Raw genomic sequence first — 25,582 nt, 5'->3', positions numbered from 1 at the left:
GTCACTTTTGGATATGGGCAGTGGTCCACCGCATGACTGCTTGCCATCGTTGCAATACTCAACGCCAGAGGGAGAGATTCATGAATATCTTAGTCCCCAGATATTTCGCCGTGATGATGCTTTGGATCTGCGCGCCGCTTCTGCTGCCCGCGCAAGCGCAGACGCAGGGCACCGTGACCGTGGCCTTGGTCCAATTGCAATCGTCGGATGCAGGTAATTTCGGAAAGATGCTAAATCTAGCGCAGCAGGCCAAAACGCAGGGTGCGCAACTGGTGGTCTTTCCCGAAGCCTCGGTGTTCGGCTGGCTAAACCCGGCCGTGTTCACCCAGGCGGCACCGATCCCCGGGATATACAGCGACCGCTTTGCTGCTATCGCCGCGCAGACCAATCTGTGGGTGGCTGTCGGGCTGGCCGAGCAAGGTCCCAAGGCAGGTCCAGGCGCCTTACCCAATGCCTACCAGGCCTACGATTCGGGTATCTTGATCAACCCGCAAGGCCAGATCGTATTGCACCACCGCAAGTTCAATGTGCTGAAAAATGCCTTTGACCCGGCTGCCTGCAAAAGCATCCTGAACCAGGACCAGTGCGCCTATACGCCGGGTGAACTGTCTGATATTGCAGTGGTGGATACACCTTTCGGCAAGACTTCGATGCTGGTGTGCGCTGACGCCTACACCTATGCTCCGGCAGAAGCCCTGGCGACACTTAAAGCGTTGCAGCCCGACTTCGTGATCGTGCCCTGGGGTATCACGGCCGGTGAGCAAAGCCAGTGCGGCAGCGACGGCTTCAACGCGACGGGCTATGCCGCGCAAACCGCCAGTTATCTGGGCAGCGCATTTGTTGTCGGCTCCAACGGTGTGGGGCCACGCAACTATGGAAAATACCTGCCATCGGTGTACTGCGGCGACAGCGGATACGCCACGCCCGCGGGCCAAAGTACACAGGCGCCAGATCCGGTGGCCGAGCTGATGGTGTTTCAGATCAGCAGCCGTTTCGATGCACAAGCCGGCCCCATCTGGACTAATGCCGACGCTCAGACCAAGTGCCCGGCCACCTGTACCAGCCATGCCGCACAGTGGAACGGCCAGTGGACAACAACCGTGTGGGGCCAAATGTCAGTGTGCGGTTGCTACAAGAACTTGGGCGTTAGCCAAAACTGAAGTGCCCCCTACAGCAAGAGATTAAGCAGGCTATGAGACGAAGCCTCGGAAAATATCAATGATCTCCACCGCCGGACCGCAGTCAGGACATTTAGCGCTTCTGGTTCGGCCAATCCTGAGGTACGAGAGCAGGTACGGTTACCCGCGGTGAACGTTTGACGTCGGTATGCATCACACAGTATGGTCACCAGGAGGGTTTTCACACAGCCTCGGCCAGATGCGGAAGTTCCTGAACGTCAACTTTGCAGCCGGCATTCATGCGCTGCCAAGCTAGTCGCTTACGGACGGAGCTCCACCCGCCTTATGAGCTCGCAATGCGCTTGCCGTATTTCTATCGTCGAGATTTCTCTGAAGATCTCTTTTCAGGTCATAGCTCGGAGATTTTTGATGTTTTTGGGTGTTGTTTATGTCGCCGAGCCTAGGTCGCTCGTATGGTGACCCCAAATGACATGACCGCATAGTTCTTTTGAGGAGGCGTATGACATCGAAGAAGGCGAAAGCCAAACCTGACGCAAGAATGCCCTGGCTGATGAAGCACTCAGCTCTGTCATACGCCAATCAGTGGTTCATGACAGATCAAACGCTGATGCGGGGACTCGTCGACGCTGATTCCGACGAAATCAACGCTGCTGTATTGGGTGACTTGGCAGCCAAGTACATGGTCGCCCGCGGTTTCAAGACGGATAAGGACGATCCTCATTCGGGCAGCCAACGATGGATCAAGGCGGCACGGCACTTGAAGGATTCCATCCTCAGAGATGAGCCAGCCGAAGTCAAGGTGCCTGCCCTGGCCATTCACCTGGGGCTAGTTGCGCCCGTGCAGAGCACGACTGGAACCAACTTGCTTTCGGCGGCAACCAAGTTTCTGTGGTTTGCCGGCCAACACAAGGTGCGCATTCTCGACAGACGAGCCGTTGAGGCGCTCGGCGGCCTTAGGGGGCTGCGGGGCAAATTGGGATCGGACTACGCGCTCTTCGATGAGGTCTGGCAAGAGCAATTCGACAGGCACCAAGATGTGTTGGGCGAGGCGGTCGCTGAACTTCCGGGTCAGCTTGATTGGAGTCTTATCCCTTCACAAGAGCATACCGAGGCGAAAGTAGTCTTCAAGCAGCCTTGGTTCATCGACCGTGTCTTCGACAAGTACCTCTGGACGTTGGGCGTGTCTGCCGAGGGCGGTGCGAACTCATTTGTTTAGTCATTTCTGGACGTGCAATATCGCGTGCAGCGTCTGCTTCAGCGGCGATTGCAGCCATCCTCGACGCAGGCGCCAGCGTCTGCAACCGCTGCAAAGCAGCATGTCGAAACACACGGTTTACCCGAATGTTTACGATTTTAAAAACCGTCTCTAAAGTCCAACGCCCCGCAAACCCGCATTACGATTTAACAACAGTTGAATTTAAAGTCGTAAACAAGTCCAATATTTCTGCTGCCTCCACGTTTTGTGGTTAGCACTAACACCTTCAAGCTCGGGTTCAGCTGAAATGGCTTTTTGCACGCGCCGACCGGCCCTGCAGCCATTGCAAACCGGCCAGCAGCGCGATCGACACCACAATGAGCAGTGTTGCCACCGCCGCAATCGTCGGGCTGAGGGACTCCCGCACACCGCTCCACATCTGCCGCGGCAGGGTCCGCTGCTCGGAGCCCGAGATGAACAGCGCCACCACGACTTCATCGAACGATGTGACAAACGCGAATAGCGCACCGGACGCAACACCGGGCACGATCACCGGCAGCATCACGCGAAAGAACGCCGTCACAGGCCCCGCACCGAGGCTTGCCGCGGCCCGCATCAGGTTGTGGTCAAAGCCCGATAGCGTCGCCGTGACGGTGATCACCACGAACGGCGCGCCCAGCGCCGTGTGCGCGAGCACCAGGCCGGTCAGCGTATTGAGCAGCCCCACGCGCGCAAAGCAGTAGTAAATACCGACCGCGCTAACAACCACTGGAATGATCATCGGAGAAATCAGCACCGCCATGATCGTGGCGCGTGCGGGGCAATCTTGCCGCGTCAACCCCAACGCCGCCAGCGTGCCCAGAACGGAGGACAAAATCGTGGCGAAAAAGGCGACGATGAGGCTGTTGCGCAGGGCGAGTTGCCATACCTCTGAACCAAAAAATTCACGATACCACTGCAGCGAGAAACCCGGCATAGGGTAGGTGAAGAAGGGCTCGGCATTGAACGACAGCGGCACGATGGCCAGAATTGGCGCGATCAGGAACAGCAGCACCAACACACAAAAGCCGCGCAGCGTGATGACGGTGAAACGTTGGAAATTGAACATCTGAGTCACCCCATGCGAAGTTTGTCGATACCAACGATGCGGTGGTACACCGCATACAGCACCAGCACAAGCAGCAGCAAGGTCGCGCTGAGCGCAGCCGCCATGCCCCAGTTGGTCACCTGACCTGCAAAATAGGCGATGAAATAGCTCAGCATCTGGTCTTGCGTACCACCCACCAGGGCGGGTGTAATGTAGTAGCCCAGGGCGAGAATGAACACCAGCAAGCCACCCGCGCTCACCCCCGGCAAACTCAATGGCAGGTACACCCGCAAGAAGGCCGCAATCGGCGGTGCGCCAAGCGAGGTGGCCGCACGCATGTAGTTTGGTGGAATGCTCTTCATGACGCTGTAGATGGGCAGCACCATAAAGGGCAGCAGAATGTGCGTCATGGCGATCAATACGCCGACGCGGTTGTGGATCAACTCGACCGGATGCGTCGGGTCAATCAGCCCGAGCCAGGCCAGCAGGCTGTTGACCACGCCGCCGCTTTGCAGCACCACCACCCACGCTGTCGTGCGCACCAGCAGCGAGGTCCAGAACGGCAGCAGCACCAGCAGCATCAGCTTGCGGGCCGTGGCGGGCGGGGCGGTGGCGATCCAGTAGGCCAGCGGGTAACCGAGCAGCAGGCACAAGACCATCACGGAGGCACTGATCGCAAACGTGCGCACGATGACATCGCGGTAGATCGCGTTGTCGTCGCTCGCCTGGCGGACCGCGCCCTGGGCATCGCGGCGCAAGTCGACAGCAGCGAGCAGATAAAAATCCGTTTGCTGCGGTAGCGCGCGCTGGATGACGCTCCAGGTGGCGGGGTCCAGCCAGGCTTCGTCGACCGTCTTCAGCCTTTCGAGCGCGCTGGCATCCTCCGGGTCCGCGCGGTTGACTTCACGGGCCGTCTTCAGCATCAGGGAACGGATGCCCGCCTGGTAGTAGTTGAGCCGCTTGGCTACCTCTGCCACGGCCTCACGCGGACTTGCGCGCAGGTCCGCAACCAACGCTTCGGCGATGGCCGCCGTGGGCGCTACGTCGCCTCCTTGCCGGCCTTCCAAGGCCGCTGCTGTCTTCGGCAACACGGCTGACACCTCGCGGTTGTCGACCGCACGCGTCAGCAGGATGGCGATGGGAACCAGAAACACTGCCATCAAGAAGATGAACAGTGGAGCGATCAAGGCCATCGCCTTCCACCGCCCAAGGTTGTGCAACCGTGCCAGGCGACGCCTGGCGGCCCGCTGCTCCCCCATGGGGGCGTCTTCCAGCACAGGCGGCGTCGGTAGGGTATTCATCGCTCCTCCAGCTAATACGCGCTATCAGCTCAGCGCGCCAGCCATTTGTTGAAGCGCTCGGTCAGTTCTTCCTCGTGATCGGCCCAGAACTGTGGCGACACCACGAAGGCGTTTTTCCCATTCGCTGGCGCATTGGGCAAATCAGGCCGAATGGCCTCAGGCACCTTGTCCATGGCTGCTTTCAGCGTGGGCCCATACGAGATGTATTGGGACTGGGTGGCCATCACCTCTGGCTTGACCGTGAACTGCACGAATTGCTGGGCCAATGCCAGGTTCTTGGTTCCCTTCGGGATCGCCCACAGATTGAAGTCCAGGCCCTGGCCGTCCCAGACGATCTTGAAATGCTTGCCGTTGTTTTTCACCGCGTCATAGATGCGGCCATTCCAGGCGGTGGTCATGACGACTTCGCCGTCGGCCAGCAGTTGCGGCGGTTGTGCACCGGCCGTCCACCACACCTTGACGTAAGGCCGCAGCTGTTCAAGCTTGTTAAAGGCCCGGTCGGCACCGGCCTTGGTGCCGAGTACCTTGTAGACATCCTTCGGTGGCACACCATCGGCGATCAGCGCAAATTCGAGCGTCGTCTTCGGTGACTTGCGCAGAGCGCGTGCACCGGGAAATTTCTTCACATCCCACAGGTCAGCCATGGTCTGCGGACCGCCATTCGGGAACTTGTCGGCGTTGTAGGCATAGATGGTGCCGAATACGATGGTCGCGACCGCGCAGTCCATCGCCGCACCTTCGATGAACTTATCTTTACCGCCGAGCTTGCTGTAGTCGATCTTCTCCAGCCAGCCTTCGTCGCAGCCTTGCAGTGCGTGACTGGGCTCGACGTCGACGACATCCCAGGTCACTTGTTTGGTCTCGACCATACCCTTGATCTTGGCCGGCGAACCGTCCCATTCATCCTGCAGCACCTTCTTGCCGGTGGCCTTGGCGAAAGGCTCCATGAAGGCCTTTTCCTGGCTCTTGGTGTAGGCGCCGCCCCAGGAGGTAACAGTCAAGGTGTCCTGGGCCATGGCGGGTAAGGCCCCGCATAGGCAAACGGATAAGACGGCAGCGGCGGTGGACGTGAGCGACTTGTTAAGCATCTGGAGACTCCTTGGGTTGTGGTGGAAAGAATTCGATGAAAGAAGACGGCAGATCACTGCAAAGGCAGCGCCTGGCAGCGATCGGCATCCCAGCCAACGGTGAGCTGGTCACCGGGACGCAGCGACGGTAGTGCGGCGTCGTTAGGCACCTTCACCATGAAATCGATAGCACCGCAGGTGTTCAGGCACAGACGGGTGTGGTCGCCGTGGTACACGAGATCGACCAAGCTTGCGGGGGCAGCGTTGAAGCTGTCGCTGGACGCGTGCGCACCAGGCAACACATCAGGCAACAAGCGCACCTTCTCGGGCCGCAGCGACAATGCGGCCGGCTGCCCTACCGCAAGGCCGGCTGTGGGTCGCGCGTTCACGATGCTCCCGTCGCCCAGGCGCAAAGTGCAGCGCTGAGGTGTCGTCGCCACCACCGTCCCCCGCAAGGTATTGCTTTCGCCGATGAACTGCGCCACAAATAGATTGGCCGGCGATTCGTACAAGTCCGCTGGCGGCGCCAACTGCTGCATGACGCCCTGGTCGAATACGCCGACGCGGTCTGACATCGTCAACGCCTCGGACTGGTCGTGGGTCACGTACACGACGTTGATGCCCAGGCGGCGGTGCAGCGCCTTGATCTCCAGCTGCATGTGTTCGCGCAACTGCTTATCCAGCGCACCAAGCGGCTCGTCCATCAGCACCAGTTTGGGCTCGAACACCATTGCGCGTGCCAGTGCCACGCGCTGCTGCTGGCCGCCGGAGAGTTGTGCCGGTCGCCGGCCTTCCATGCCGACGAGTCGCACCATGTCCAGTGCGCGCTTGGCCTGCTTGCCTGCGTCGGTCGTATTCATGCCGCGCATGCGCAGCGGAAATGCCACGTTGTCGGCCACGCTCATATGGGGAAAGAGGGCGTAGTTCTGAAACACCACGCCGATGTTGCGGCGGTGCGCCGGCACATGGTCTATGCGGTGGCCATCCAGATGGATTTCACCAGCCGTGGGCGCCTCGAAACCAGCCAACATCATGAGGCTGGTGGTTTTGCCCGAGCCGGACGGCCCCAGTAACGTCAGAAACTCGCCCGTAGCGACGCTGAGGTTCAGGCCCCTCACCACATAGTTGTCGCCGTCGTAGGACTTCTTAACCGCGTCGAAGCGGATAAATTCTTTGCTGCTCATTAGAAACCTCATGGGTTGGCATGACAATTAACCGGATTAGGCGTAATGTATGACCACACAATTAAAAAAACAAGCATTGTTTAATGCATTGTTTGGTGGTACAAACCCGAAACAGGCTGAAAATCACCCAGACAATAGAGACATGCATGCATTCGTTTTCTGACTTTCATCCCGTCAATGACGGAAGTGCCATCTACCTGCAATTAGCTGACGAAATCCAGCGGCGCGTTTCCGAAGGGACCTTGCAGGCAGGTGATCGCCTTCCACCACAACGCGAGTTTGCGCGCCTGCTGGACGTCAACGTAACCACGGTGACGCGGGCTTTCGCCGCCTTGCACCAACGGGGACTGGTGTCGAGCCGACCAGGTCGCGGCTCGGTCATCACCGCGCCGACCAGCACCATTGCGTTCACATCGGCCCCCGACACTGCCACGGGAATGATCGACCTCAGTGTCAATCGCCCAGCGACCACCGGCTATCTCGAATCGCTGGCACAACTGATGCCACGCCTGCCCAAAGATCCACGCTACGCAGCCCTGCAGGACTTTCATGCCCCGGAAGGCCCGGACTGGGCACGCGAAGCCGTCGCCACATGGCTTGCCCCAGCACTTGGGGTTTTCGATCCCACCCGTCTTGTCATCACGCATGGTGCGCAAAGCGCTCTGGGTTGCGTATTCGGTGCCATTGCACGCGCAGGCGATGTCGTGTTGGCCGATGCCATTACCTACCAGGGTATGGCCGCGCTGTGCCGCACGCTGGATATCGAGCTGCAACCGGTTGCCATGGACGAAGCGGGTCTGTTGCCCGAAGCACTCGATACGGCGTGCAAGGAACACCAGCCACGCGCGCTGTTTGTCGTGCCTTGCCTGCACAACCCGACAGCGATCACGCTGTCCAAAAACAGACGCGACCGCATTGTGGAAATCGCGCGGCGCCACAGCATGCTGATCGTCGAAGACGACGTGTACCGCCCCCTGGTAGACGACGCGCCGCCAGCGTTCGCCGAACTCGCCCCGGAGCGCACCATTTATGTCACAAGCATGTCCAAGACCGTGGCACCAGGACTGCGCTATGGCGCGGTCTTCGCACCCGGCGCCATGGTGGCCGACATCGCCGCGATGCAACGCGTCGCGTGCTGGAGCATCAGTCCTCTGAATGCATTGATCGCGACTCGCTTGATAGAAGACGGCCTGCTGGCGCAGATCATTGGCGGGCAGAAGGTCGAATTGCAGCTGCGCCAAACACTGCTACGCGAATGTCTGGATGGCTTCGACGTACAAACCGGCGATATGTCGACACATGCCTGGTTGCGCTTGCCGACGCCGTGGCGCGCCAATGCCTTTGTGGCCATCGCCCGCGAACGGGGTGTCGCCGTGCTGGCGGCAGATGCATTTGCCATTGGCCAGCATGCCGTGCCACATGCCGTCCGCATCAATGTGGCGGCAGCGCGCTCGCGCAGCGACCTGCAGCGGGGACTTGAGTTGCTGGTCGAGGTGATGCGCAGCGCGGAACGGCATGTGTCGAATCGCATCTGAAGCAATGCGATGAGTACCACCCCCAAAGTGGAAATTGCGATCGTCGGCGCCGGTGTGATCGGCCTCGCGACAGCCCTGCAATTGACCGATGAAGGTGCCGAAGTAGTGCTGATTGATCCCAACCCGCCTGGCTCGGGCGCGTCGTTTGGCAACGCTGCCACGATCGCGAGCTATGGATGTATACCAGTAGGCACGCCGCAAATCATATGGTCTTTGCCCCGCCTGCTATTCGATAGCGAAAGCCCGCTGTCGCTGCCGCCGTCTGCCCTTTTGTCATTGATGCCATGGCTTCTGCGCTTCGTGCGCGCATCCACATTTGCCGCAGCATCGGCCAGCGCGGCAGCACTGGCGCCGCTGTTGGCCAAAGCCGCTCCAGCCTGGGAACGCCGCTGGGCCGCGCTGCAGTGCGAAGCTCTGGTTCGGCGCGCCGGGTGTTTGTATCTCTATCGCAAAGCACCGTCCCCGCACGACTTCGACTTTGCATTGCGATCACGACATGGTGTACGGCAAGAGCAACTATCGCCAGCAGAGGTTGCACAGCTGGAGCCAGGTTTGGCGCCTCTGGTCCGACACGGCATATTCTTTCCGGACGCCATGCACATCGACTCGCCTGCATCGCTCATGGCAAGCATGGCGGCCGCACTCGAAAGCCGTGGTGTGCGGCATCTAAAGTTCCGTGCAGTCGGTCTGAAGGCCGAAGGCGCAGGTGTCAGACTCGAACTGCAGCACGACGGACAGCCGCAGTTCTTGCAGGCACGGCAGGTAGTGGTCACCGCGGGCGCGCATTCACTCGACTTGGCACGGCAGGCGGGCAATGCCGTGCCGCTCGACACCGAGCGCGGCTACCACGTGGAATACGAGATGGATGCACCGCTGGTGGGGCGCCCGGTGTGTCCTGTCGAGCGCGGCATCTACGCCACGCCCTTGCAGGGCAGGCTGCGTGTCGCGGGCACCGTGGAATTTGGTGGTGTCGTACGCCCTGCCAATCCCCGGCGCTGGGCTTTTCTCGACCGCGGTGCACGCGAGTTATTTCCTGCCCTGCCCCGTCCTGCATCGCAGTGGCTGGGCTTTCGTCCTTCGATGCCAGATTCAGTACCGGTGATTGGACGGGCCAGCGGCATACCTGGTGTGATGCTGGCTTTTGGCCATGGCCATCTAGGCCTTACCTTGGCGGCAGTCACAGCAGATCTGGTCGCGGCCGAACTGCTAGGGCACGCCAGTCCCAGTTCAGCGACGTCGATCGCTGCGTATTCTCCGCAGCGCTGGCAGCACTAAATGTAGTCAAGCAATTTTCGTGAATTCTGAACTGAGTAGCGTTTCGAACGCCTGGTGGCTCGTAACATATTGCTTCAGCCACCTGCAGTGTTGGCGCCAACTTCAGAATGATCAGCACGCCAGTAGTTTGATGACCACCCGAAATCCTTGCAGAACTAAGCTGGATAAACCTTCCTGGCGAAAAAGAGCGGTTTTTTGAAATTGGTACAAGCGTGCCCAAATGGTCAATTCAAAGTCGGCGTCAACAGTCGTGATCGTTCATTGTGGCGGAGCGTACCCCGCTTTCGTACATAGTGAGGATTTTCGTCAGCGGGAGCGGTGGCGACACCTCTGCCAGGAGCTCCGAACTGCCACCAGGATAGGAGCCCATCGAAGGCTCTAGTGACCCCATGCGTTGATTTAGATGGATAAGGTGGACGGCCGTTTCAGGCTGATAGCGGCAGTCCGCCAATGCATTTGCTAACGTCGGCTTGCTCGCAGAGCGGACATTTGAACGATAGAGGCCACTCAGCCACGAGCTATGGATTCAGCCTCAGCCTCTGCACGCGCTGCGAAAAACCAGCCAATCTTGATGAGGCTCAGCGAACCGGTGCTGATGCCCACCAGAACGGCGATGTAATTGCCCTTCAAGCCGCCGGCGCTACTTTTGCGGTCTGCGGCAACACGAAGACGCGCTCGCCAAAAACTGACATCAAGCACCAGCGGCTATCGAAAGTAAAGCAACTCTCTAGTTGTTAAATATCCATTGCTGGGTGGTACTGCCTGCATTGCAGGTCCACATTTGCAAAGGTGTACCGTTGACCGTTCCCAGCGCGGTCACATCCAGACAGAAGCCCTGGCTGGTGACGGTGCCGTTGGCGTTGAACGTCCATTTCTGGTTTGTCCCGCCGTTGCAGCTCCACAAACCGACTTTTGCGCCGTTGCTGGCCGTTCCGCCTTGCACATCCAGGCAACGGTTGCCGTTAGCTTGCAACTCGCCGCGGGCGGTGCGCACCAGCGTTTGATTCTGGCCGCCGTGGCAGTCCCATAGTTGTGCCTGCACACCCTCGTCGGTTCGGTTGTTGGGGATGTCCAGGCAGCGCCCTGACAATGTGTTGAACAGGTTGCCGCCATTGGTGCCGGAAATACTTTGCACGGTGATCGCATCCATGTCGGGTGCCCAGCCGCTGGCGCTGCCGAAGGTCAAGGTATTGGCGCCTTTGGCCAGTGACAGCATTAACGAAACGGTGCCAGGCGTGCTCCATGAACCGGTGGGTGGAAAAGACACCACGGTGGATTGCTGGCTGTTGACCTGCAGGGTCGCGCGGCGTGCCACAGTGTCGCCATTCACATAGGCAATATTGGCCAGCTTGACGCCAGGGTCAGTGGCGGTCACATTTTTATACGCCAACGTGGCACCATTGCCCACGTAGCCCACCCGCTGGGTGCCCGAGCAACTGGAGCAGGACGTGCGGGCCGCGGTGCCGGTCAGCACATTGCTGGTGGACTCCGCCTCATAGGTGGTGGTGGCACCCTCAGTACCCACGACGCTCAGCAGAATGGACCCATTGGCGGGCACCGTGGCCGTGTACGAGGTGGCAAAACTGCCGCTATTGGCACTGGCCCAGATGTCCCGTACGCTGGCTGAAGCGGTGGTCAGCCCGATGTCGGCCCAGCGCACGGTCATGGGAGCACTGGCCGCAGTGCGGTTCAACAACACCACGGCGCGCCGCCCGGTACCGCTGAGAACCCGGCTGTAGACCTGTAGGCCCATGCTGTCCTCGGCAACTTTCACGCCCTGCAAGCCACGTGCGTCCTGGTTGATGGCGATGACTTCGGAGTTGGTCAGTATGGCTTTGGTGGTCGCATTCATCTTGGTGAGGTCATTGCCCGCCATGAAGGGGGAACCGCCAATCAACCACAGGTTCATGTGGGTACGGCTTTCCGCATCGGTCAAGTCCACACCACCCGCACCATGTGCCACGCCATTGCCGACCATCAGCATGTCCAGATCGTTATAAAAGCCGGTGTGGTGGGCAGAAGGATGCAGGCCTTTGTCAAAGTTGACCAGCGCTTTTGCCAAGTTGGGTTTGAGGATCAATTGCGACAGCGGAACGACAGCGTTGCCCGCTACGCCCGCGGGCTTTTCCCAGTAAACGAGATCGTCACTGGTACGCCACATGGGGGCCAGCCCCGGAGCCCAGTTCCACGGCTCCTGGCGGCCCCAATTGCAGATCGATAACGCCATGGCGCGGCCGGTGACGGCGGTGGCATCGGCAATGGCTTTGCTGATCTTGGTGTAGGCCTCCACGGGATCGAGCACCGTGTTCTGGTAGCCCGTGCCACCGCCGCCACACCAGTCCACCTTGACGAAGTCGAAGCCCCACTGCTGGAAGAGCGTCGCGTCTTGCAATTCATGGCCACGCGTGCCGGCGGTATAGCCGTCCGATTGCGGAGCGGTGGTGTTGAAGTAGCCGCAGCCGCTCACACCTGCGTCGGTATAAATGCCGGCTTTCAAACCCTTGCTGTGGATATAGTCGGCGACAGCTTTCATGCCACCCGGCCATAGGGTAGCGTTTACAACCATGTTGCCCGATGCGTCGCGTTGGCCTTGCCACCAACCTTCATCGATATTGAAGTACGTATAGCCTGCATCTTTGAGGCCTCCTGGCGCAACGTAGGCGTCCACCTGCTGTTTGAGCATGTCGAAATTGAAGCCGGTGGCAAAAGCATTCCAGGTGGCCCAACCCATGGGCGGCGGCGGCACCTTGATCTGGTTGGCGGTGACTGTGGCCGATGCGATGGATGCGGCCATGCTGGCCACGGTGAGAGCCAAAAGTTGGACTGTACGCCGCAATGGATGGGATGTTGTGTGCGTTCCGAAGCCATGCGGTGGTGCATTCAGGCATGCAGCGGCCACGCGTTGTGAAAAACGAATCCTCATTATTTGTCTCCTATGCGGTTTTTATATGCATGTTGCGTATGGACGGCAGAGGCTCTGATGCTTCTTCCGTCGCATTCAACGTATGCTGTTTAGCTACAAGATGGCGGATAACCATCTTGCAGGTGCGCGGATCGTAGCCACGACGGAGATTCCGCACCAATAACGTATTGAGTCACTGACATACCAAAATGATGATCAGGGTCATTGCAAGCGCTCATCGCACATTAGACTAAAGTTGGCCTCTCAACATTGCGTGCGTGTCGGAAGGCATGGCCATGCTATTGCCCAGAGCCGCAGACTTTCAGCTGCTTCCCAGCAAGCTTCACGCTTCCGCTCATATTGGGACACGGCAGTACGCCCGCATTGTTTATCGTTGGGCCAATGAAATTGGCATTGATACAACGGAGTGTTGACGCCAAGTGCAGAATGCCCAGCATCGCCAGTAATTTGATGACAACCCCGAGTCCTTGTAGAGCGAAGCTGGACGCGCCTTTCCCGATATATGCGACCTATCAGTTCGGCATTGGCACAAGCGCCCTGAACTGGTCAATTCAAGGTCAGCTGCAACAGGATTTGGGGCCGCCCCAGTGGCCTCGAAGCGGCCATCTCAAATAGACGGATGGCAGACCCTCTCCTCAGTCTGCGTGTCCTTCTATCACCGTCCGCCAAGGATATTTCAGCGCGGTAGTCTGTTGTGATGAGAGCAGACCGGGAGCGCCGTAGGCCATCGCTGCATGCAAAAGCGCATTGGTTGCCCCCTGCCAAGGGGTTTGCAGTTCTCCCTCTCCGTCCGCATTGACGCAAATTGCGGCTGGGCCACTCACCATTTGTGCGCGATTGTGCATCTTGGAATACACCAGCGAAAGGGCGTAGCCAACAGGTGAGACCGTAGGCCCAACTCTGATTTGCAAAGTATTTCGGTGGTCAGCATCAAGGTAGACCGACTGTTTGTCTACTTCAGCAAGCCAATTCCCCCAAGCGGTCGCATAGATTTCAGACGATGATGGCTTGGTAACTTCCGCTAATGCAAACGCCTCATCGAGCGTAAGCGTGTCAATCTTGACAAGGATTTCCGCGACGTTCTCTCCATGAGTACCAAGAAGGAGTAGCGCCGGCAACTCCGCGACCACCGTAACTGCGACAGCCCTCGTGTAGTTAGCGTACGACATTGGTTGCTCACTGGCCGTTTCGAGAATCTCAACACGAAACAGCCGTCCGGGCCATCTAGCAACCGACACGTTGTCCAAAGAGCGATGCACAACTATCCAAGGCGGTTCAGTACTGGGATTTCGAATAGTGGAACCAACTTCGGCGTCACGCATACCGGTGGTCTCTGCGTCGGTGACGTAGACGAAGCCTTCTAAATTAGGCTGAGTTTCCAACGTCGGCATGCTGGGTCGCATGAAGGCTTTGAGGCGTTCGAGCATTCGTTAGCGTGGAGAAGGGGAGGAATAAAACGACGCAGCGAGCGTCTGGTTCTGGCCGATAGTACCTGTTCGCACCACATTTTCGGCCGGCTGCTTTCGCTGCATTGCAGCCATTGGCGAAGCCTACCTGCGCAGTTTTTATGTCAAACAAGCCTAGCCAGTATGGAGCGGACCGATGGACACCAAGCGGACAAAACCGAAGCCAGGACACCGGGACGCAGCGGTAAACAGGCCCGGGAGTATGGTCGTTTCTCCCCACGCCATGCTGGCGTGGGGCCGGATTCCGTCGCGTAGCAAGGCCGAAATCATCGAGGCCCTTGAACATGCGTCGCCTGTCAGCGATGCCAACATCCAAATTTTCAAAATAGATACCCAACTGCTCAAAATCCGAAACATGTCGTCCGGTTCTCGGGTCGTTTATGAGCATGAACAACAAGAACCGTACAACCGTCGAGACCAAAGCAGAACAGGAGCGGTGCGATAGACGCAGGCCCGCCGGCGATGGCGGCGAGTAACTGTTAATATCGCCATGTCAATCTACCGCGTCCCACACCAAGCAATCAGAGCTGAAATGTCGTGCGGTAGATGGACATTCAAAGACCGGCTCGGTACCGAGCGACCGGGTTCATGAAGACATGCAGGCATGCAGCCTACGTCCATTCTCGGGCTAGTGCTGCAAGCACAGGGAAGTCGGCCAGGTGATGTGTAGACCATGCCAGATGGTGGGGTTTATGTCTGCTGGCCCTCCAAGCCTGTTGGCACGCTGCGCCCACCGTACCAACTGCCACGGACCCAGCTCTGCCAGTCCCATGCATAGGCCGCGCTCTCCACTCCGTGCACGACGGGACACTGGGAGCCGTACAAAGCGCCCGAGAACTGATCCCGCCAGGGCTGTGGGATGTCGTTCAGGTCCACATAGAAGGGGCGTCCTTCGTGGTCGTGCACCGGCACGGCTGCAATCAATTCATCCCGGGTCATAGAACATCTCCAGCTCCAGTGGTATCCACTGCCGAATCAGCCATTAACGTGTACGCTCCTATTCTGATTGCTCTGACTGCATAGTCCAGCCACCATGCGCCTCCACATATTGTCAGACCTGCACCTGGATCACGCCACGTTTTCCATGCCGGATGTTGAGAGCGATGTCCTGGTGCTCGCTGGCGACATCTTGTCCCCAGGCCACAGGGCGTCGATCTGGGCAGCACGCCCTTCCGTCAACCTGGGGCGGCCAGTATTGCAACTCGGCGGTAACCACGAGTTCTACGACCAGACGCTGCAGCCGGAGCGTGCTCGAATGGCGGAGACTGCCGAGCGGACCGGCGTTCACTTGCTGGACCGCAGCTCGGTGGTGATAGATGGTGTGCGCTTCCTGGGCTGCATGCTGTGGACCGACTACCAGGTGCCTATCCGGGACTACGACGGGCAGCTGCGCAGCGACGCCCAACAGGGCATGATGGCTTGTGCCCGGACCATTGCCGACCATTTTTGCATCTCGGTCAAAGACGACAAAGGCTCACGTCTGGTGACGCCTTTGGATCTGCTGCAAGAACACCTGCTGGACCGGCGCTGGTTGCAGGAACAGTTGGCGGTTGAATTCGACGGGCCCACCGTGGTGGTTACGCACCATGCACCGCATCCCCTGTCGATTGCGCCACGGTACGCCGATGACTGGGTCACCACCGGTTTTGTGAATGCGCTGCCAAATACGTTTTTTGAGGTGCCCAAACTCTGGATCCATGGCCATACCCATTCCCGGTTTGACTACCAGGTCGGCAACTGCCGGGTGGTGTGCAATCCGCGGGGATACCGGATGCGTGATGGGAGCTTTGAGGTTCCGGAGTTTGAGCCTGGGTATGTAATTGAGGTGTCTCCATACGTTTGATTGCCCCACGACAGCCCAGAAGTTTTGTACATGAATACCAGCAAGCACTAAGTGCAAATTTAGGCCAATTAAACCAACCAATCTGATCCAAAGAAGCCACCCGTACGATCTCACACTACCTCATACGTAAGTCAGAAAAGGGCTGAATTGAGTCATTCCTCACCGACAGTCCGAGCGTCCGCTATGCCTATCACAAGACGTTTTACAAGCAGCGGTTCGTATGACTACAGTGCAACCGAAGCCGGCCACTCGGTCGCTTGGGCTGAGCAAAGAGATGTTCTTCCTTCAGTAGGCGCTCAGTACAGAGCGTTAGCCTCCGATCGGCTCCGACACGGACATTGAGACAAATGGATATTTCCAACACCGCGACCCGCAGCCCCTAAGGGCAGTGGATGTTGGGGCGCAGTGTGCTGACAGCATGGACCACAGCCGGGGACATCAATCCGATTGGCGGCGAACTTCAATGTCGACGATATGGCGAGGCGTCCGCCCAAGCCGAGGATCGCCGCTAGCGATGGCAACGATGCCGTCCTGCTCGTCGCCGGCCCACAGGCCGACAAGGTCGTGCAGGAAGAAGTCTGCGTAGGAGCGGCTCGCGTCCCGCACCTGCATCGCCACGACGGTGGCCTTGCTCGTGTGCAGTTGGGTCAAGTTCCTGACCAGCCGTGCCGGAGCGACCCAGAGCCTCAGGTGAGGCGCAGCCGGCGTCGTGAATAGGTAGTAGGCGTATTCGGACTGCTTGAGTATGTCCTCGCACTGCTGTAGGTCGACGCGTATTGTCGAACTGAAGCCCCTCCCCGACTCGGTGCCGCTGCGCTTCTTTACCTGCACCAGGGTGGCCCGCTGGATCACCGTTTCGCCCTGGTCCACGATGCGGGTCAGGAACAGCACATCTGCCCCCAGCGGAGCGCCAACATGCGTGCTGGCCCCTTCCTCCCGCTTGGTGGGCTGGCGCACTCTCACCGACAGACTCGGATACTGTGCCCGCGTAGTTGCCGAGAGCTGGCGCAACTGGCGGGTCGCTTCGTCCGCCGCCTCCTGAGTCATGGCAAGGAGGCGCGCCGTATGGACTTCTTCGTCCTCTCCCCAGGTCGCCGAATACTCGCTGCAAAACTCTCCCTCGATTCGGCTTAGCTCCCGATGGATGACCCGCTCTACGGACGGGTCGCCCAGCCAGGTTTGGGCGCCGACGCTGGGTAGCGCCGTGGCGTCCTCACCCTGGCCTACCAGCCCCTCCAGGTCCAGTGCCCCCTGAATGGACCGCACCAGCCCCTTGGCCCTCAGCTGCACCTGCCTTGGGCCAGAGCTGGCGAGTCCATTCGCAAAAGCCAGGTGATCCTCGTCATCCATCAATCGGAGAAGCACCGGCTCGACTTCGGCGAACGCCGTCTGCTCGAGCCAACGGCACGCGAAATCGAGGAGACCCTGGGCCAGCTCTGGCTGCCCCCTTACTTGGTCGAACAGATCTTGCCGCCAGGCCTCACGGGCGGCAGGGCCTAGTCGGCTCCACAGCACCTCCTGGTACCCCGCCCCGGATGGCAATTCCCGGAGGCTTGCAGTAACGCTTTGCTGGCCAGACTGCGCTGGGTCCCCGAAGTCGTGCCAGGCCGCGGCAAGCGCGAGATCCGAGGGCATGGTGTCCGCCAACAACGTAGCAAGCGCCGAGCAGGCGTTGGCAACGCATTCCTTGAAATTGTCTTTCTTCTCTGTCTTCGGATTGATTTTCCAGCGCACAAACAGGCTGCGCACATCGTCCGCCACGATCGCGCGGCAATATTGGATCAGCCGAGAAAAGACTGTCGGATCGGCTCGATCAAGAACCTGCTCGCAGGCCCATCGGGACGCCTGCACCGTCGGCGAATTCGCAAACAGCGAGAAGACGAGATCAGGCACTTTGCAGCCTGAATAGCCCGGGAGCATGCCAACATGGGTCTCCAGGTAGTCGCGTACATGCTGCCAATGCTGCTTGACCAACTGCTCGAAGGCCCAGTTATTCTGGTCGTGGCCGGGATCGACTAGTTGAAGGCCATCGATGCAATTGTCCTGCGACGTATTGGCCACTAGCGCCGCCATGATCTCCCGATCGTCCAAAAAACGATACCGGTCATATGAATTGGCATCAAGCAGCCAGCTCACCCATTTCGCACGGGGCGAGATCTCCGCCAGGATAGTTTCGCGCAAGGCCCGGGAGTCGCCTCGAAGCACGTCCTCCCTGAAGGCCTCCTCAGCAGACCGGTAGGCATTCTGGCCCACGATGGAAGATGAATCCTTGATCCCAGTGGATCCGTGACCGAGGATTGCTAGGGTCAGTGCTATCGGCCCCTGCCATGCAGCGTCCCTGAATTCGAACACAAAGTGCTCGCGATCGGTTTGCGAATTCCATGGGCAACGCGAAGCAACGCTTATGTTCTTGGCAGGCAGGTGGGCATAGTCCAGCCGAAGTATGCCCTCGCGGACGTCAAAATAGCGTCCCAGGTGATTGACGAGCGGCGGAGCCCAATCGGCCAGCAGGATGCTGGCAACTGCCAGTTCATTGTCGAAGCTAATCTTCTCGCTCAAGTTGTTCTCACTTTCTCCACAGCTGGCGCTGCCTGTCCGATACCGGTATACGGGCACCGGCGAACTGCGGCACGCTGGCCCAGTGAATTTCGAAAAATCCACCGTGGCACCGACGGCGCAAAGGCCAACGGGCCGGGTGCTTTCGCATACGGCCAGTCGTTCCTCACTCAAGTCACTCCCACTCGATTGTCAACTTGCGAGTGCGCCCAGAGCAGCATAAGGTATCGAATTAGCCATGTCCAATGCTTTGGGGCGGGGTGGGCTTTCGAAAGAGGAACTTGAAGATCTGGCCGGAGCAGAAGCAACTCGACTGCGCAAGCAGTACCTTGCGCAGGACATCAGCTTCAGCTTTGAGACGGTGTTTTCAGATCCGGCGATGGACAAAGCGCGCTTCATGGAAGAGGCCCGCCAGCGCGGCTATTTGGTGGTTCTGCTGGCGATCGGCTTGACGTCGATTGAAAAATCCAAGGAGCGCGTGGCCACACGCCATGCAAGAGGCGGACACAACATCCGCGCCGAAAAGCTGGAACAGCGCTACGGCCGTGTCTTGCGAAATTTCGCACTCGGAGCTAGCGCCGCCTCTCTGGCGATTTTTCTGGACAACAGCGAAGACTGCGATGAGGATGTACCTGGTGCCTACTGGGACATCGCCTTCATGGAGGGCGGAAGCCTAGTGTGCAAAGTGGAGTCACCTCCAGCATGGTGGCTAGAGGTTGAACGCATCCGGTCGGAACATTAGCAGGCCGTGTCGCTTGGCCACGCCAAGCGAGAGCCCGATGCCAGAGTTTGACAGCCACACAGCTCTAGGTCACTGGACTGCCGCTAGTCGGGTAGACAACCTATCTCTATCTGCAAGCTACTTCATTCTGGGAGGTTGCGAGTCGAGACTATGAACACGGATACTTCAGACGCGAATGGCAACTTTCGAAGGACGTCAAGAGTACCGACTTGGTTCAGCTCTCAAGCGGCTGCTTGTTAGTGTCACTCCAAAACTGACCAGCTAAACCGCAAAGATGAAGCTGGCAATAGCTGGACCGACCACGGCAAGCGACCTGGCTGGTTCAAGATGGCCCTGGAAGCAGGTAAGACGGCGGAAGACCTATTGGTTAAACCATAACCGACCTGAACTACCCAAGCTTTGAGACTGCGCTAGCCACATCTAGATGTGGCCCCGCCCGGTAAACTCGGCGCCGCATGATCCAGAAGAAGTCTAGTAAGCGTAGAAGCTCTAAGTCCAGCCCTCGTCACACCCAGAATCCTCCCTCCGCGACGGTACGTCGTTTTGGCGTCGCGCTGGTCACTGCAGCGATCATTGCGTTTCTGACCACCAGCTGCGGTTTGCAGCCGACAGCGTCCGGACCACGTACAGAGCAGAGCCGTGACGCAACAACATCTTCCCGGTTTGCCGCCTGCCCGCAGTTCTTCGCCAATGGGATTGCGCCCATAGCTCCAGGCATTCCCCAGCAGCGCGAACTGTGCTACGAGGGGTTTGCAGTGCTGCACAACGGCAATACCCGTACGCCCGCCTTTGTGGCAGAGCGGTTGAATCGCCAATTGCTGCTGCAGGCCCGTGGGCAAAAGCGTACAAACCGATTCTTTGCGGATGCACGCCTCCCCCTGGCCGAGCGCGCTGAACTCAGTGACTACAAGGGATCAGAATATGCCAAAGGGCATATGGCGCCTGCAGCCGACATGTTCAATCCGACAGCCATGGCACAGTCTTTCAGCCTGGCCAATATAGTTCCGCAGAACCCAAAACATAATTCTGGCGCCTGGGCAAAAATTGAAGAAGACACACGTGCCTACGTCATGCAAGCACAAGGGGATGTGTACGTCATCACTGGTCCGGTGTTTGGTCCTGGAAGCCCGGTGATTGGCACCAACCAGGTGCGCGTGCCTACGCACTTGTTCAAGCTGGTCTACGACGCCACAACGCAGAGGGCATGGGCCCATTGGCAGCAGAACTCGGCGGAAACGCGTCCAGGGCAACCCATCAGCTACGGTGAGCTGGAGCAACGCACTGGGATGGAGTGGCTGCCCGGTGCGGCACTCAAGTGACGTTCAAACTTGCCTCGGACGTGAAAGTTCAGATGGGCAGCCCAGACAAATCAACGCCGAGGTATGCACCCACTACCGGCTTATAGCGCAGCTTCTGCCATGAGTTGCTTGCCGCTCGGGTAGGTTGGTTCCTTGGCGCCACGCTCTTCCAACCAGTGGGTACCCTTGCCGAACTTTTCTATTCCCAGGTGGAGGAGTTCTTCGTATTTCTGGCGGTTTTCTACTGTGTCTGGTACCCAGTCATAACCCTGCCAGTGTTCACCTTGGGTCAGGCTGATGACACGCATTCGATACAAGCGAATCTGTTTCATTGCATCTCCTTTCACGCGGGTGGACAGAAATTACAACGGCAGCGAACATGGTGCTTTGTACCGCATTTCCGGGTTTCAGGAGAGGCTCATACGAAAGGTTTACTTGGCGCCCGCGCAGTTGCTACTGACAATCCCAAATTGACCAGGGGGCCATGGAAGTCCGCAATGAAAGATGGAGGTTTGATATGAATGCACCAACCCCGCCGACCAATTTCCGGTCGTGGCTTGACTACGCCGTAGCCACCATGGACGCCCAAAGGGCGCGCATGGACCGTATCTTCAGTGAGAACGACTCGCCATCTCCATCCCAGGACGATATCCGGGCTGCAGCCCAGGAGGAACTTGAACACCTCAGATGCATAGCAAACTTACCAGGGCTGCGCATGCTGCATAACTGGAAGATGGCCCTTTCGCAGAGACTGGGGCGCTCCGCCGAAGATATTCTTGAAAACAGCCTGGTAGCAGCAGACTTCCCCGATGGGAGTGTCCGTGTCCAATTCAAGGATGGCTCCGATCTGAGGTTTCAGCGGGCGTTTTACGTGGGTGCAACACCCGCTGAGGGGATCATTTATCGCGTCGCCGTGTTTACGGAGGATTGCGGGTACCACGAGTTCTGGATCGGCCCAGGGGACCGGATTTCGGCAACATCCACATCTGGCGCGCACTACACGCCCTCGGACGAAGACGTGGCATGGGATTCCATGGTGCCAATCGGCCGTGAACTGGGAAGCCTCGACTTCGACAGACTGATGGAAGAAGATGCGAAGAAGTTTGCGTCAGATTTGACCCGCTGGATCCTGCACAGCAGCGCCGCCCATGGGGCGCTGCAACTGGATGAAGACGAGGCATCCGACGCACGCAATGTTCAGCGCGCATTGCATGGGCTTGGGCAAGACGTTACTGTCGACGTCGCCGCTGCGGTGTGGAAGCAATACTCACAATCATTGGCAGCTAGTTGGATGTCAGGCGCGGAAACGGTTCAGTCTGCCGCCAGAACCCTGTATCTACATTGCCCCAGAAATAAGTGGGACCATGAACCCTTGAGTGGCGGCTGACTAGCCGCCTACATCGTAAGAGCAGCCCGCCTGGACGCTGGTATGGGGAGTCGTCGTATTTCCATACTCGATACGTAACGGGTATTGCCCGCTACAGCTGTTGCCGCCGACCGAAACTGTCAAGATTCAAGCGGCGCCAACAAGTTGGCACTTGGTCAATCCGCTGTTACCCGTCACGCCAAAAGCCACTGCCGCAGCTGTCCTTGAATCTCTGGCGATGACACGCCGGTTCGGCCATCGCAGACGATCAGCTCCGTCGGCGCAGGCTTGGGGAATTCGGACGGCATATCGTCCAGAATGCAAAAGTTGCGCACCTCGGGGTGCGAGGATAGCCAACGTTGAATAGATGGCCAGCGCGCCAAGCCAGGATCGGTCACACCAAGGCATATAGGCGCGGCGGTGCCCAAGCGTTGCACTAAAAAACTTGCCGGACTGGACTGCCGCGCCGAGGCGTGGATGACCAACCGCACGTCGCCATAGCCTTCCAATAGCTGCAGCAACTGGGGCAGCCAGACAAATTGCCGCATCGTGGTGGCCGGGCCACTGGTTGCATGCAGCACGCCGTCGAAGTCGAGGAAGATGATTCTCATAGGTAAACAGGGGGCATTGCAACCAGAATTCTCGCCGCCTCTGCGGCTATATCCATCACGGCTCGGCGCAAACTGGCTGGACCAGCTTGCTGCACGGCCTATCGACTGCCGGTTACCGGGATGCGCCCTCCTCCGCTGTATCGGCATGCGCTCGCCGTTTGGCCACATAGGCGAGCAGCACGAAGACAGATCCTACGGCCACAGAATCTAGGGCCCACTGGCCTCCAAGTCCATCGACCTGTAGAAGCCAAGCCCCGGCACCGGTGCCGACCATCAGCCATCCTGCATTCCAGAATGCGGTGCGGACTTTTTCGAGGGAGATATGGAGCACGAGCAGTTCCTGTGGGTGATGTGATGGGAATGTGGAAAGGTTCTTGTGTCCTGAAGCAATTTGCAGGAGGCTTGATATGAGGATTTTCTCTCCTTTCCGTACTATGACCAGGTGGGGTGGCATTCCTACCCAGGCCTCTCGGATCGGCAGCGTGTCCACCCGTCTGGCAGCGAGTTCGGCAGTCGGGCAGGCAGCCAAATTGTGAATGTGTCCTGTTCCCCCAATCCGCAACCTGTAGCTTTCACGTTGACCTTGATCGGCATCAAGCACATCGCGCGTTGGGGCATGCTGGAATCGCTAGGTAGCCATTTGAATTGCACCAGCGGTACGGTGAGCAGGTCGCCGGAAGCCAGCCGTACGGGACGTGGGGGATCATGTTGCTGGGTCCCTGACATATCCGGGGTCCACACAAATGCCGGCGCCTCGTTAGATGAGGAGTTAAGGCGGATGTTCTCTACGTAGCAAACACGTCCGCCGCGGTTCAACACCACAAGCGCCACAGCTTTGCCCATATGTCCTGTGATTTAGTCAAACCTTGCCAATTTGTCCAGTATGCTGAACAAATGAACGGTGTCGGACTCGCTGCCTGAGGTCTGCGCATGTCTGCATGCCAGTGGTGATTCACATCAAACCTCCTGCTAATTGCTTCAGGACACAAGGGCATGCGGACAGGACAACAGCACCTGCTTACTTTATTTTGCTATTGTCATGCAATCCATTGCGACATTCATTTACATACTCATCCAGAGTAATTGGATTATTTTTTGCATCCACTATTAAATTTTCTGGAATAGAAAAATATACCTCATAGTCGCTTTGTCTACTCATGGTTGGCTGCATGAAAGAGATGAAATACTTTCCTGTTTCACTATCAACCCCAACGCTAAACTGCAATTCTCTTGATACGAACTGGTCTATGAATCTCGGCATTTCAGTTTCCATCCTTAATGACAGTTGTTTTTAACATTTCTGGAGTAACTTTGGTTGCATCTATGACTGCCTCAAGGGTGCCATTTGGTAATTTACCACCAGGTATCCATTGCGGGTTAGCTCCGGCCTCATTTCCAGAAGGGATCCTTAGTCCTGCTTGCGACGGATTAGCAATATCAATTCGTATCAATGATGCTCCCTGCAGTTGAGATTCTGGAATGCCTAAATATTTGGCAATTTTTGCTGGGTCACCATTTGTAATTTTCATAATATCGTCAACCTCTGATTTTGGCATAATAAAAGATGTGCCGTCTGTTTGGCCCATTCCATATTTATTATAAGAAGTGTCTAGCATTATTCGAGAGGCACCATCAGTGTATTCAGCAAGGTTCTTTTCAATATATTCGGCAGTTAAATAAGTTGATGGGTCGGCGCGCTGTCCAATGGGTTTTTGTAAAACATTTTGGAAAATGTCGCTGGAACTTACTCCTGGCTTCAGTTCAACATTGCCTCTGTCCAGCATTGAAGCAAGAACCTGGGGATTTGGAATTTCCGTAGGTTGCCCTCTAAATGAACTCCTGTTCAAGCTAGTAGAAAGTGAGTCATTTTCAGCATTGAAGTTGTTTTCAACCTTCGTCTTCGCAGCATCGGCACTGGCAGTCTTCGTCGCCGCAGCAGCATCCGTTGCGACAACCGCGGTCTCCACCGCGACAGTCCTTAGCAGTTGTGTGGTAGCTGCGGCGCCGGCGGCTGTAGCAACAACTGTTGAGGATGTGTCAACGATATTCACCGTGCCAGTAAGACGGTCGCTGTTTGTATCGGCAGCCAAGGCGTTACTTGCATTGTTGACAAAGCCATTGCCCCATGCCTTGGTCGCGTCAATAGCGTTGCTGGTTTTTCCCGAGGGATCGGAGGCAAAGTCACTCACACCATCGACAGCCTTGACACCTAGTTTTGCGGTGTCCAGCAGCAGGTCACGATTCAATATCGTTGCATTTAAAAGTTGGGCGCTCCCTATCACCGTGTCGCCGGCGAACTTTTCCAGCCCCAGCCCGGCACCTAGCACATTGGTTGCAATTTGTTTGGCGGTTGTGGAGCCTTCCGCAGGTGCGTTCAATGCGTCCGTCGCGGCAGCACGCATCGTGTCAGCGGTATCGTTTGGAAAGGCGGGGGCCGTCAGAATCAGGGTGCCCGCTGCGGCCACCTTGCCAACGTCTCTGCCAACTGCCGTTGCTGCCTTAACGGTGGCATCTGCACCATGGGCCGCGTTGCTGGCTGCCTCCCCATATTGTCCAGCCTGCGCATACAGCAGTGCGGAAGTGGCATCCAGTATCGGCTGCGACTGCTGCATCTTCGCCTGCTGCTTCTCGGGAGTGCTTTCCCTAAACGCGTCGTATTCCAGCTGTTGCATGATCATCTGGTTCTTGCCAGACGCATCGGACACCACGTAGCTCACCGTGGCGCCATTGCTATCGACCAAGGTGGCTACTCCCCAGCCGTTGGCGATTGTTTCGGTCGATGCAACCTTGGTACCTTCCATCTTCAGCGTAGTGGTGCAACCGGTCAGGCTGGGGTTGTCTTTGCAGGCTGCCAGCTCTTTCTTGAAGTCGCTCAAATGCTGGCTCCGGTTATACGTATCCACCTCCTGCGCCGCGAGCATGGCCGTAGTGGCGTCATGCCCAGTGGCAGTAGCCAACACCATAGAGCCCAGCGCAGTCACCAGCTCCGCGTAC

The 25,582-nt window shown here is 58.0% G+C and carries 22 protein-coding genes and 1 pseudogene; 10 read left to right on the top strand and 13 right to left on the bottom strand.

The annotated features are described in order from the left end of the window. Positions 1-80 precede the first annotated feature (80 nt). Both AC07VY_RS22145 and AC07VY_RS22140 read left to right on the top strand, forming a co-directional pair. Complete coding sequence (locus AC07VY_RS22145; protein ID WP_495099340.1) at positions 81-1,160, top strand: nitrilase-related carbon-nitrogen hydrolase; 1,080 nt, start codon at positions 81-83, stop codon at positions 1,158-1,160. Positions 1,161-1,638: 478 nt separating this feature from the next. Continuing rightward, a complete protein-coding gene (locus AC07VY_RS22140) occupies positions 1,639-2,355 on the top strand; it encodes a hypothetical protein (RefSeq protein ID WP_495099339.1) in 717 nt (238 codons plus the stop codon). 277 nt (positions 2,356-2,632) lie between these two features. Here the strand turns inward: AC07VY_RS22140 and AC07VY_RS22135 are convergent, their stop codons facing one another. From AC07VY_RS22135 to AC07VY_RS22120, 4 genes are read right to left on the bottom strand one after another with little or no spacing between them, the layout of a single operon-like run. Further along, positions 2,633-3,442 (bottom strand): ABC transporter permease, encoded by an 810-nt coding sequence (locus tag AC07VY_RS22135; RefSeq protein ID WP_495099338.1) that lies wholly within the window; start codon positions 3,440-3,442, stop codon positions 2,633-2,635. Positions 3,443-3,447: 5 nt separating this feature from the next. Next, positions 3,448-4,722: an ABC transporter permease gene (locus AC07VY_RS22130; protein WP_495099337.1), complete on the bottom strand. Its 1,275-nt coding sequence runs from the start codon at positions 4,720-4,722 to the stop codon at positions 3,448-3,450. A gap of 29 nt (positions 4,723-4,751) precedes the next feature. After that, on the bottom strand, positions 4,752-5,810 hold the full coding sequence (locus AC07VY_RS22125; protein WP_495099336.1) for an ABC transporter substrate-binding protein: 1,059 nt from the start codon (positions 5,808-5,810) through the stop codon (positions 4,752-4,754). Positions 5,811-5,863: 53 nt separating this feature from the next. After that, complete coding sequence (locus AC07VY_RS22120) at positions 5,864-6,973, bottom strand: ABC transporter ATP-binding protein (RefSeq protein WP_495099335.1); 1,110 nt, start codon at positions 6,971-6,973, stop codon at positions 5,864-5,866. Between the two features lie 146 nt (positions 6,974-7,119). On the opposite strand from AC07VY_RS22120, the gene AC07VY_RS22115 reads away from it, so the two are divergent. Together AC07VY_RS22115 and AC07VY_RS22110 are read left to right on the top strand one after the other, a co-directional pair. Beyond that, a complete protein-coding gene (locus tag AC07VY_RS22115; protein WP_495099334.1) occupies positions 7,120-8,508 on the top strand; it encodes an aminotransferase-like domain-containing protein in 1,389 nt (462 codons plus the stop codon). A 9-nt stretch (positions 8,509-8,517) separates the two neighbouring features. Then, positions 8,518-9,783, top strand: coding sequence for an NAD(P)/FAD-dependent oxidoreductase (locus AC07VY_RS22110; RefSeq protein ID WP_495099333.1), 1,266 nt, complete (start codon positions 8,518-8,520; stop codon positions 9,781-9,783). A gap of 507 nt (positions 9,784-10,290) precedes the next feature. Here the strand turns inward: AC07VY_RS22110 and AC07VY_RS22105 are convergent. The 3 genes from AC07VY_RS22105 to AC07VY_RS22095 all read right to left on the bottom strand — a co-directional run bounded on the left by AC07VY_RS22105 (position 10,291) and on the right by AC07VY_RS22095 (position 14,133). After that, on the bottom strand, positions 10,291-10,482 hold the full coding sequence (locus AC07VY_RS22105) for a hypothetical protein (RefSeq protein ID WP_495099332.1): 192 nt from the start codon (positions 10,480-10,482) through the stop codon (positions 10,291-10,293). A 28-nt stretch (positions 10,483-10,510) separates the two neighbouring features. Next, positions 10,511-12,598, bottom strand: a complete 2,088-nt coding sequence (locus AC07VY_RS22100) for a ricin-type beta-trefoil lectin domain protein (protein WP_495099331.1) — start codon at positions 12,596-12,598, stop codon at positions 10,511-10,513. A 743-nt stretch (positions 12,599-13,341) separates the two neighbouring features. Then, positions 13,342-14,133, bottom strand: a complete 792-nt coding sequence (locus tag AC07VY_RS22095) for a hypothetical protein (protein ID WP_495099330.1) — start codon at positions 14,131-14,133, stop codon at positions 13,342-13,344. 241 nt (positions 14,134-14,374) lie between these two features. On the opposite strand from AC07VY_RS22095, the gene AC07VY_RS22090 reads away from it, so the two are divergent. Beyond that, entirely contained in the window at positions 14,375-14,617 is a 243-nt protein-coding gene (locus tag AC07VY_RS22090; protein ID WP_495099329.1) for a hypothetical protein, read from the top strand. 245 nt (positions 14,618-14,862) lie between these two features. Here the strand turns inward: AC07VY_RS22090 and AC07VY_RS22085 are convergent, their stop codons facing one another. Beyond that, complete coding sequence (locus AC07VY_RS22085; protein ID WP_495099328.1) at positions 14,863-15,111, bottom strand: hypothetical protein; 249 nt, start codon at positions 15,109-15,111, stop codon at positions 14,863-14,865. A gap of 94 nt (positions 15,112-15,205) precedes the next feature. Between AC07VY_RS22085 and AC07VY_RS22080 the strand changes: the two genes are divergently transcribed. Then, positions 15,206-16,015, top strand: coding sequence for a metallophosphoesterase (locus tag AC07VY_RS22080; protein ID WP_495099327.1), 810 nt, complete (start codon positions 15,206-15,208; stop codon positions 16,013-16,015). Between the two features lie 438 nt (positions 16,016-16,453). Here AC07VY_RS22080 and AC07VY_RS22075 read toward each other — a convergent pair whose 3' ends face one another. Beyond that, positions 16,454-18,574 carry a hypothetical protein gene (locus tag AC07VY_RS22075; RefSeq protein WP_495099326.1) on the bottom strand — a complete coding sequence of 707 codons (2,121 nt, stop codon included), beginning with the start codon at positions 18,572-18,574 and terminating at the stop codon, positions 16,454-16,456. Between the two features lie 235 nt (positions 18,575-18,809). On the opposite strand from AC07VY_RS22075, the gene AC07VY_RS22070 reads away from it, so the two are divergent. The 3 genes and pseudogenes from AC07VY_RS22070 (at position 18,810) to AC07VY_RS22060 (ending at position 20,632) form a co-directional block, all read left to right on the top strand. Further along, entirely contained in the window at positions 18,810-19,313 is a 504-nt protein-coding gene (locus tag AC07VY_RS22070) for a hypothetical protein (protein WP_495099325.1), read from the top strand. Positions 19,314-19,598: 285 nt separating this feature from the next. Continuing rightward, positions 19,599-19,691, top strand: a pseudogene (locus tag AC07VY_RS22065) (H-NS family nucleoid-associated regulatory protein); the annotation flags it as partial. A gap of 77 nt (positions 19,692-19,768) precedes the next feature. Then, the gene (locus tag AC07VY_RS22060; RefSeq protein WP_495099324.1) at positions 19,769-20,632 is read left to right on the top strand and encodes a DNA/RNA non-specific endonuclease; all 864 of its coding nucleotides are present in this window, start codon (positions 19,769-19,771) and stop codon (positions 20,630-20,632) included. Between the two features lie 80 nt (positions 20,633-20,712). Here AC07VY_RS22060 and AC07VY_RS22055 read toward each other — a convergent pair whose 3' ends face one another. Continuing rightward, entirely contained in the window at positions 20,713-20,943 is a 231-nt protein-coding gene (locus tag AC07VY_RS22055; RefSeq protein WP_495099323.1) for a hypothetical protein, read from the bottom strand. 185 nt (positions 20,944-21,128) lie between these two features. Between AC07VY_RS22055 and AC07VY_RS22050 the strand changes: the two genes are divergently transcribed. After that, positions 21,129-21,998 carry a hypothetical protein gene (locus AC07VY_RS22050; RefSeq protein WP_495099322.1) on the top strand — a complete coding sequence of 290 codons (870 nt, stop codon included), beginning with the start codon at positions 21,129-21,131 and terminating at the stop codon, positions 21,996-21,998. 173 nt (positions 21,999-22,171) lie between these two features. Here the strand turns inward: AC07VY_RS22050 and AC07VY_RS22045 are convergent, their stop codons facing one another. From AC07VY_RS22045 to AC07VY_RS22035, 3 genes are all read right to left on the bottom strand, one after another. After that, the gene (locus tag AC07VY_RS22045; protein WP_495099321.1) at positions 22,172-22,588 is read right to left on the bottom strand and encodes an HAD domain-containing protein; all 417 of its coding nucleotides are present in this window, start codon (positions 22,586-22,588) and stop codon (positions 22,172-22,174) included. Positions 22,589-23,606: 1,018 nt separating this feature from the next. Further along, complete coding sequence (locus tag AC07VY_RS22040; protein WP_495099320.1) at positions 23,607-23,849, bottom strand: hypothetical protein; 243 nt, start codon at positions 23,847-23,849, stop codon at positions 23,607-23,609. A 1-nt stretch (position 23,850) separates the two neighbouring features. Then, positions 23,851-25,582: hypothetical protein (locus AC07VY_RS22035; RefSeq protein ID WP_495099319.1), on the bottom strand; the 1,732-nt coding region annotated here is incomplete at its 5' end.

The organism is Rhodoferax sp. GW821-FHT02C08 (assembly GCF_059421805.1).
The sequence above is the reverse complement of the archived record's forward strand: the minus strand, read 5'-3'. Positions and strand labels throughout refer to the sequence as shown.

Bases quoted from the DNA above. Each gene is read 5' to 3' on its own strand.
- AC07VY_RS22145 (WP_495099340.1), top strand. From the start codon at position 81: ATGAATATCTTAGTCCCCAGATATTTCGCCGTGATGATGCTTTGGATC.
- AC07VY_RS22140 (WP_495099339.1), top strand. From the start codon at position 1,639: ATGACATCGAAGAAGGCGAAAGCCAAACCTGACGCAAGAATGCCCTGG.
- AC07VY_RS22135 (WP_495099338.1), bottom strand. From the start codon at position 3,442: ATGTTCAATTTCCAACGTTTCACCGTCATCACGCTGCGCGGCTTTTGT.
- AC07VY_RS22130 (WP_495099337.1), bottom strand. From the start codon at position 4,722: ATGAATACCCTACCGACGCCGCCTGTGCTGGAAGACGCCCCCATGGGG.
- AC07VY_RS22125 (WP_495099336.1), bottom strand. From the start codon at position 5,810: ATGCTTAACAAGTCGCTCACGTCCACCGCCGCTGCCGTCTTATCCGTT.
- AC07VY_RS22120 (WP_495099335.1), bottom strand. From the start codon at position 6,973: ATGAGCAGCAAAGAATTTATCCGCTTCGACGCGGTTAAGAAGTCCTAC.
- AC07VY_RS22115 (WP_495099334.1), top strand. From the start codon at position 7,120: ATGCATTCGTTTTCTGACTTTCATCCCGTCAATGACGGAAGTGCCATC.
- AC07VY_RS22110 (WP_495099333.1), top strand. From the start codon at position 8,518: ATGAGTACCACCCCCAAAGTGGAAATTGCGATCGTCGGCGCCGGTGTG.
- AC07VY_RS22095 (WP_495099330.1), bottom strand. From the start codon at position 14,133: ATGCTCGAACGCCTCAAAGCCTTCATGCGACCCAGCATGCCGACGTTG.
- AC07VY_RS22090 (WP_495099329.1), top strand. From the start codon at position 14,375: ATGGTCGTTTCTCCCCACGCCATGCTGGCGTGGGGCCGGATTCCGTCG.
- AC07VY_RS22085 (WP_495099328.1), bottom strand. From the start codon at position 15,111: ATGACCCGGGATGAATTGATTGCAGCCGTGCCGGTGCACGACCACGAA.
- AC07VY_RS22080 (WP_495099327.1), top strand. From the start codon at position 15,206: ATGCGCCTCCACATATTGTCAGACCTGCACCTGGATCACGCCACGTTT.
- AC07VY_RS22070 (WP_495099325.1), top strand. From the start codon at position 18,810: ATGTCCAATGCTTTGGGGCGGGGTGGGCTTTCGAAAGAGGAACTTGAA.
- AC07VY_RS22060 (WP_495099324.1), top strand. From the start codon at position 19,769: ATGATCCAGAAGAAGTCTAGTAAGCGTAGAAGCTCTAAGTCCAGCCCT.
- AC07VY_RS22055 (WP_495099323.1), bottom strand. From the start codon at position 20,943: ATGAAACAGATTCGCTTGTATCGAATGCGTGTCATCAGCCTGACCCAA.
- AC07VY_RS22050 (WP_495099322.1), top strand. From the start codon at position 21,129: ATGAATGCACCAACCCCGCCGACCAATTTCCGGTCGTGGCTTGACTAC.
- AC07VY_RS22045 (WP_495099321.1), bottom strand. From the start codon at position 22,588: ATGAGAATCATCTTCCTCGACTTCGACGGCGTGCTGCATGCAACCAGT.
- AC07VY_RS22040 (WP_495099320.1), bottom strand. From the start codon at position 23,849: ATGCCGAGATTCATAGACCAGTTCGTATCAAGAGAATTGCAGTTTAGC.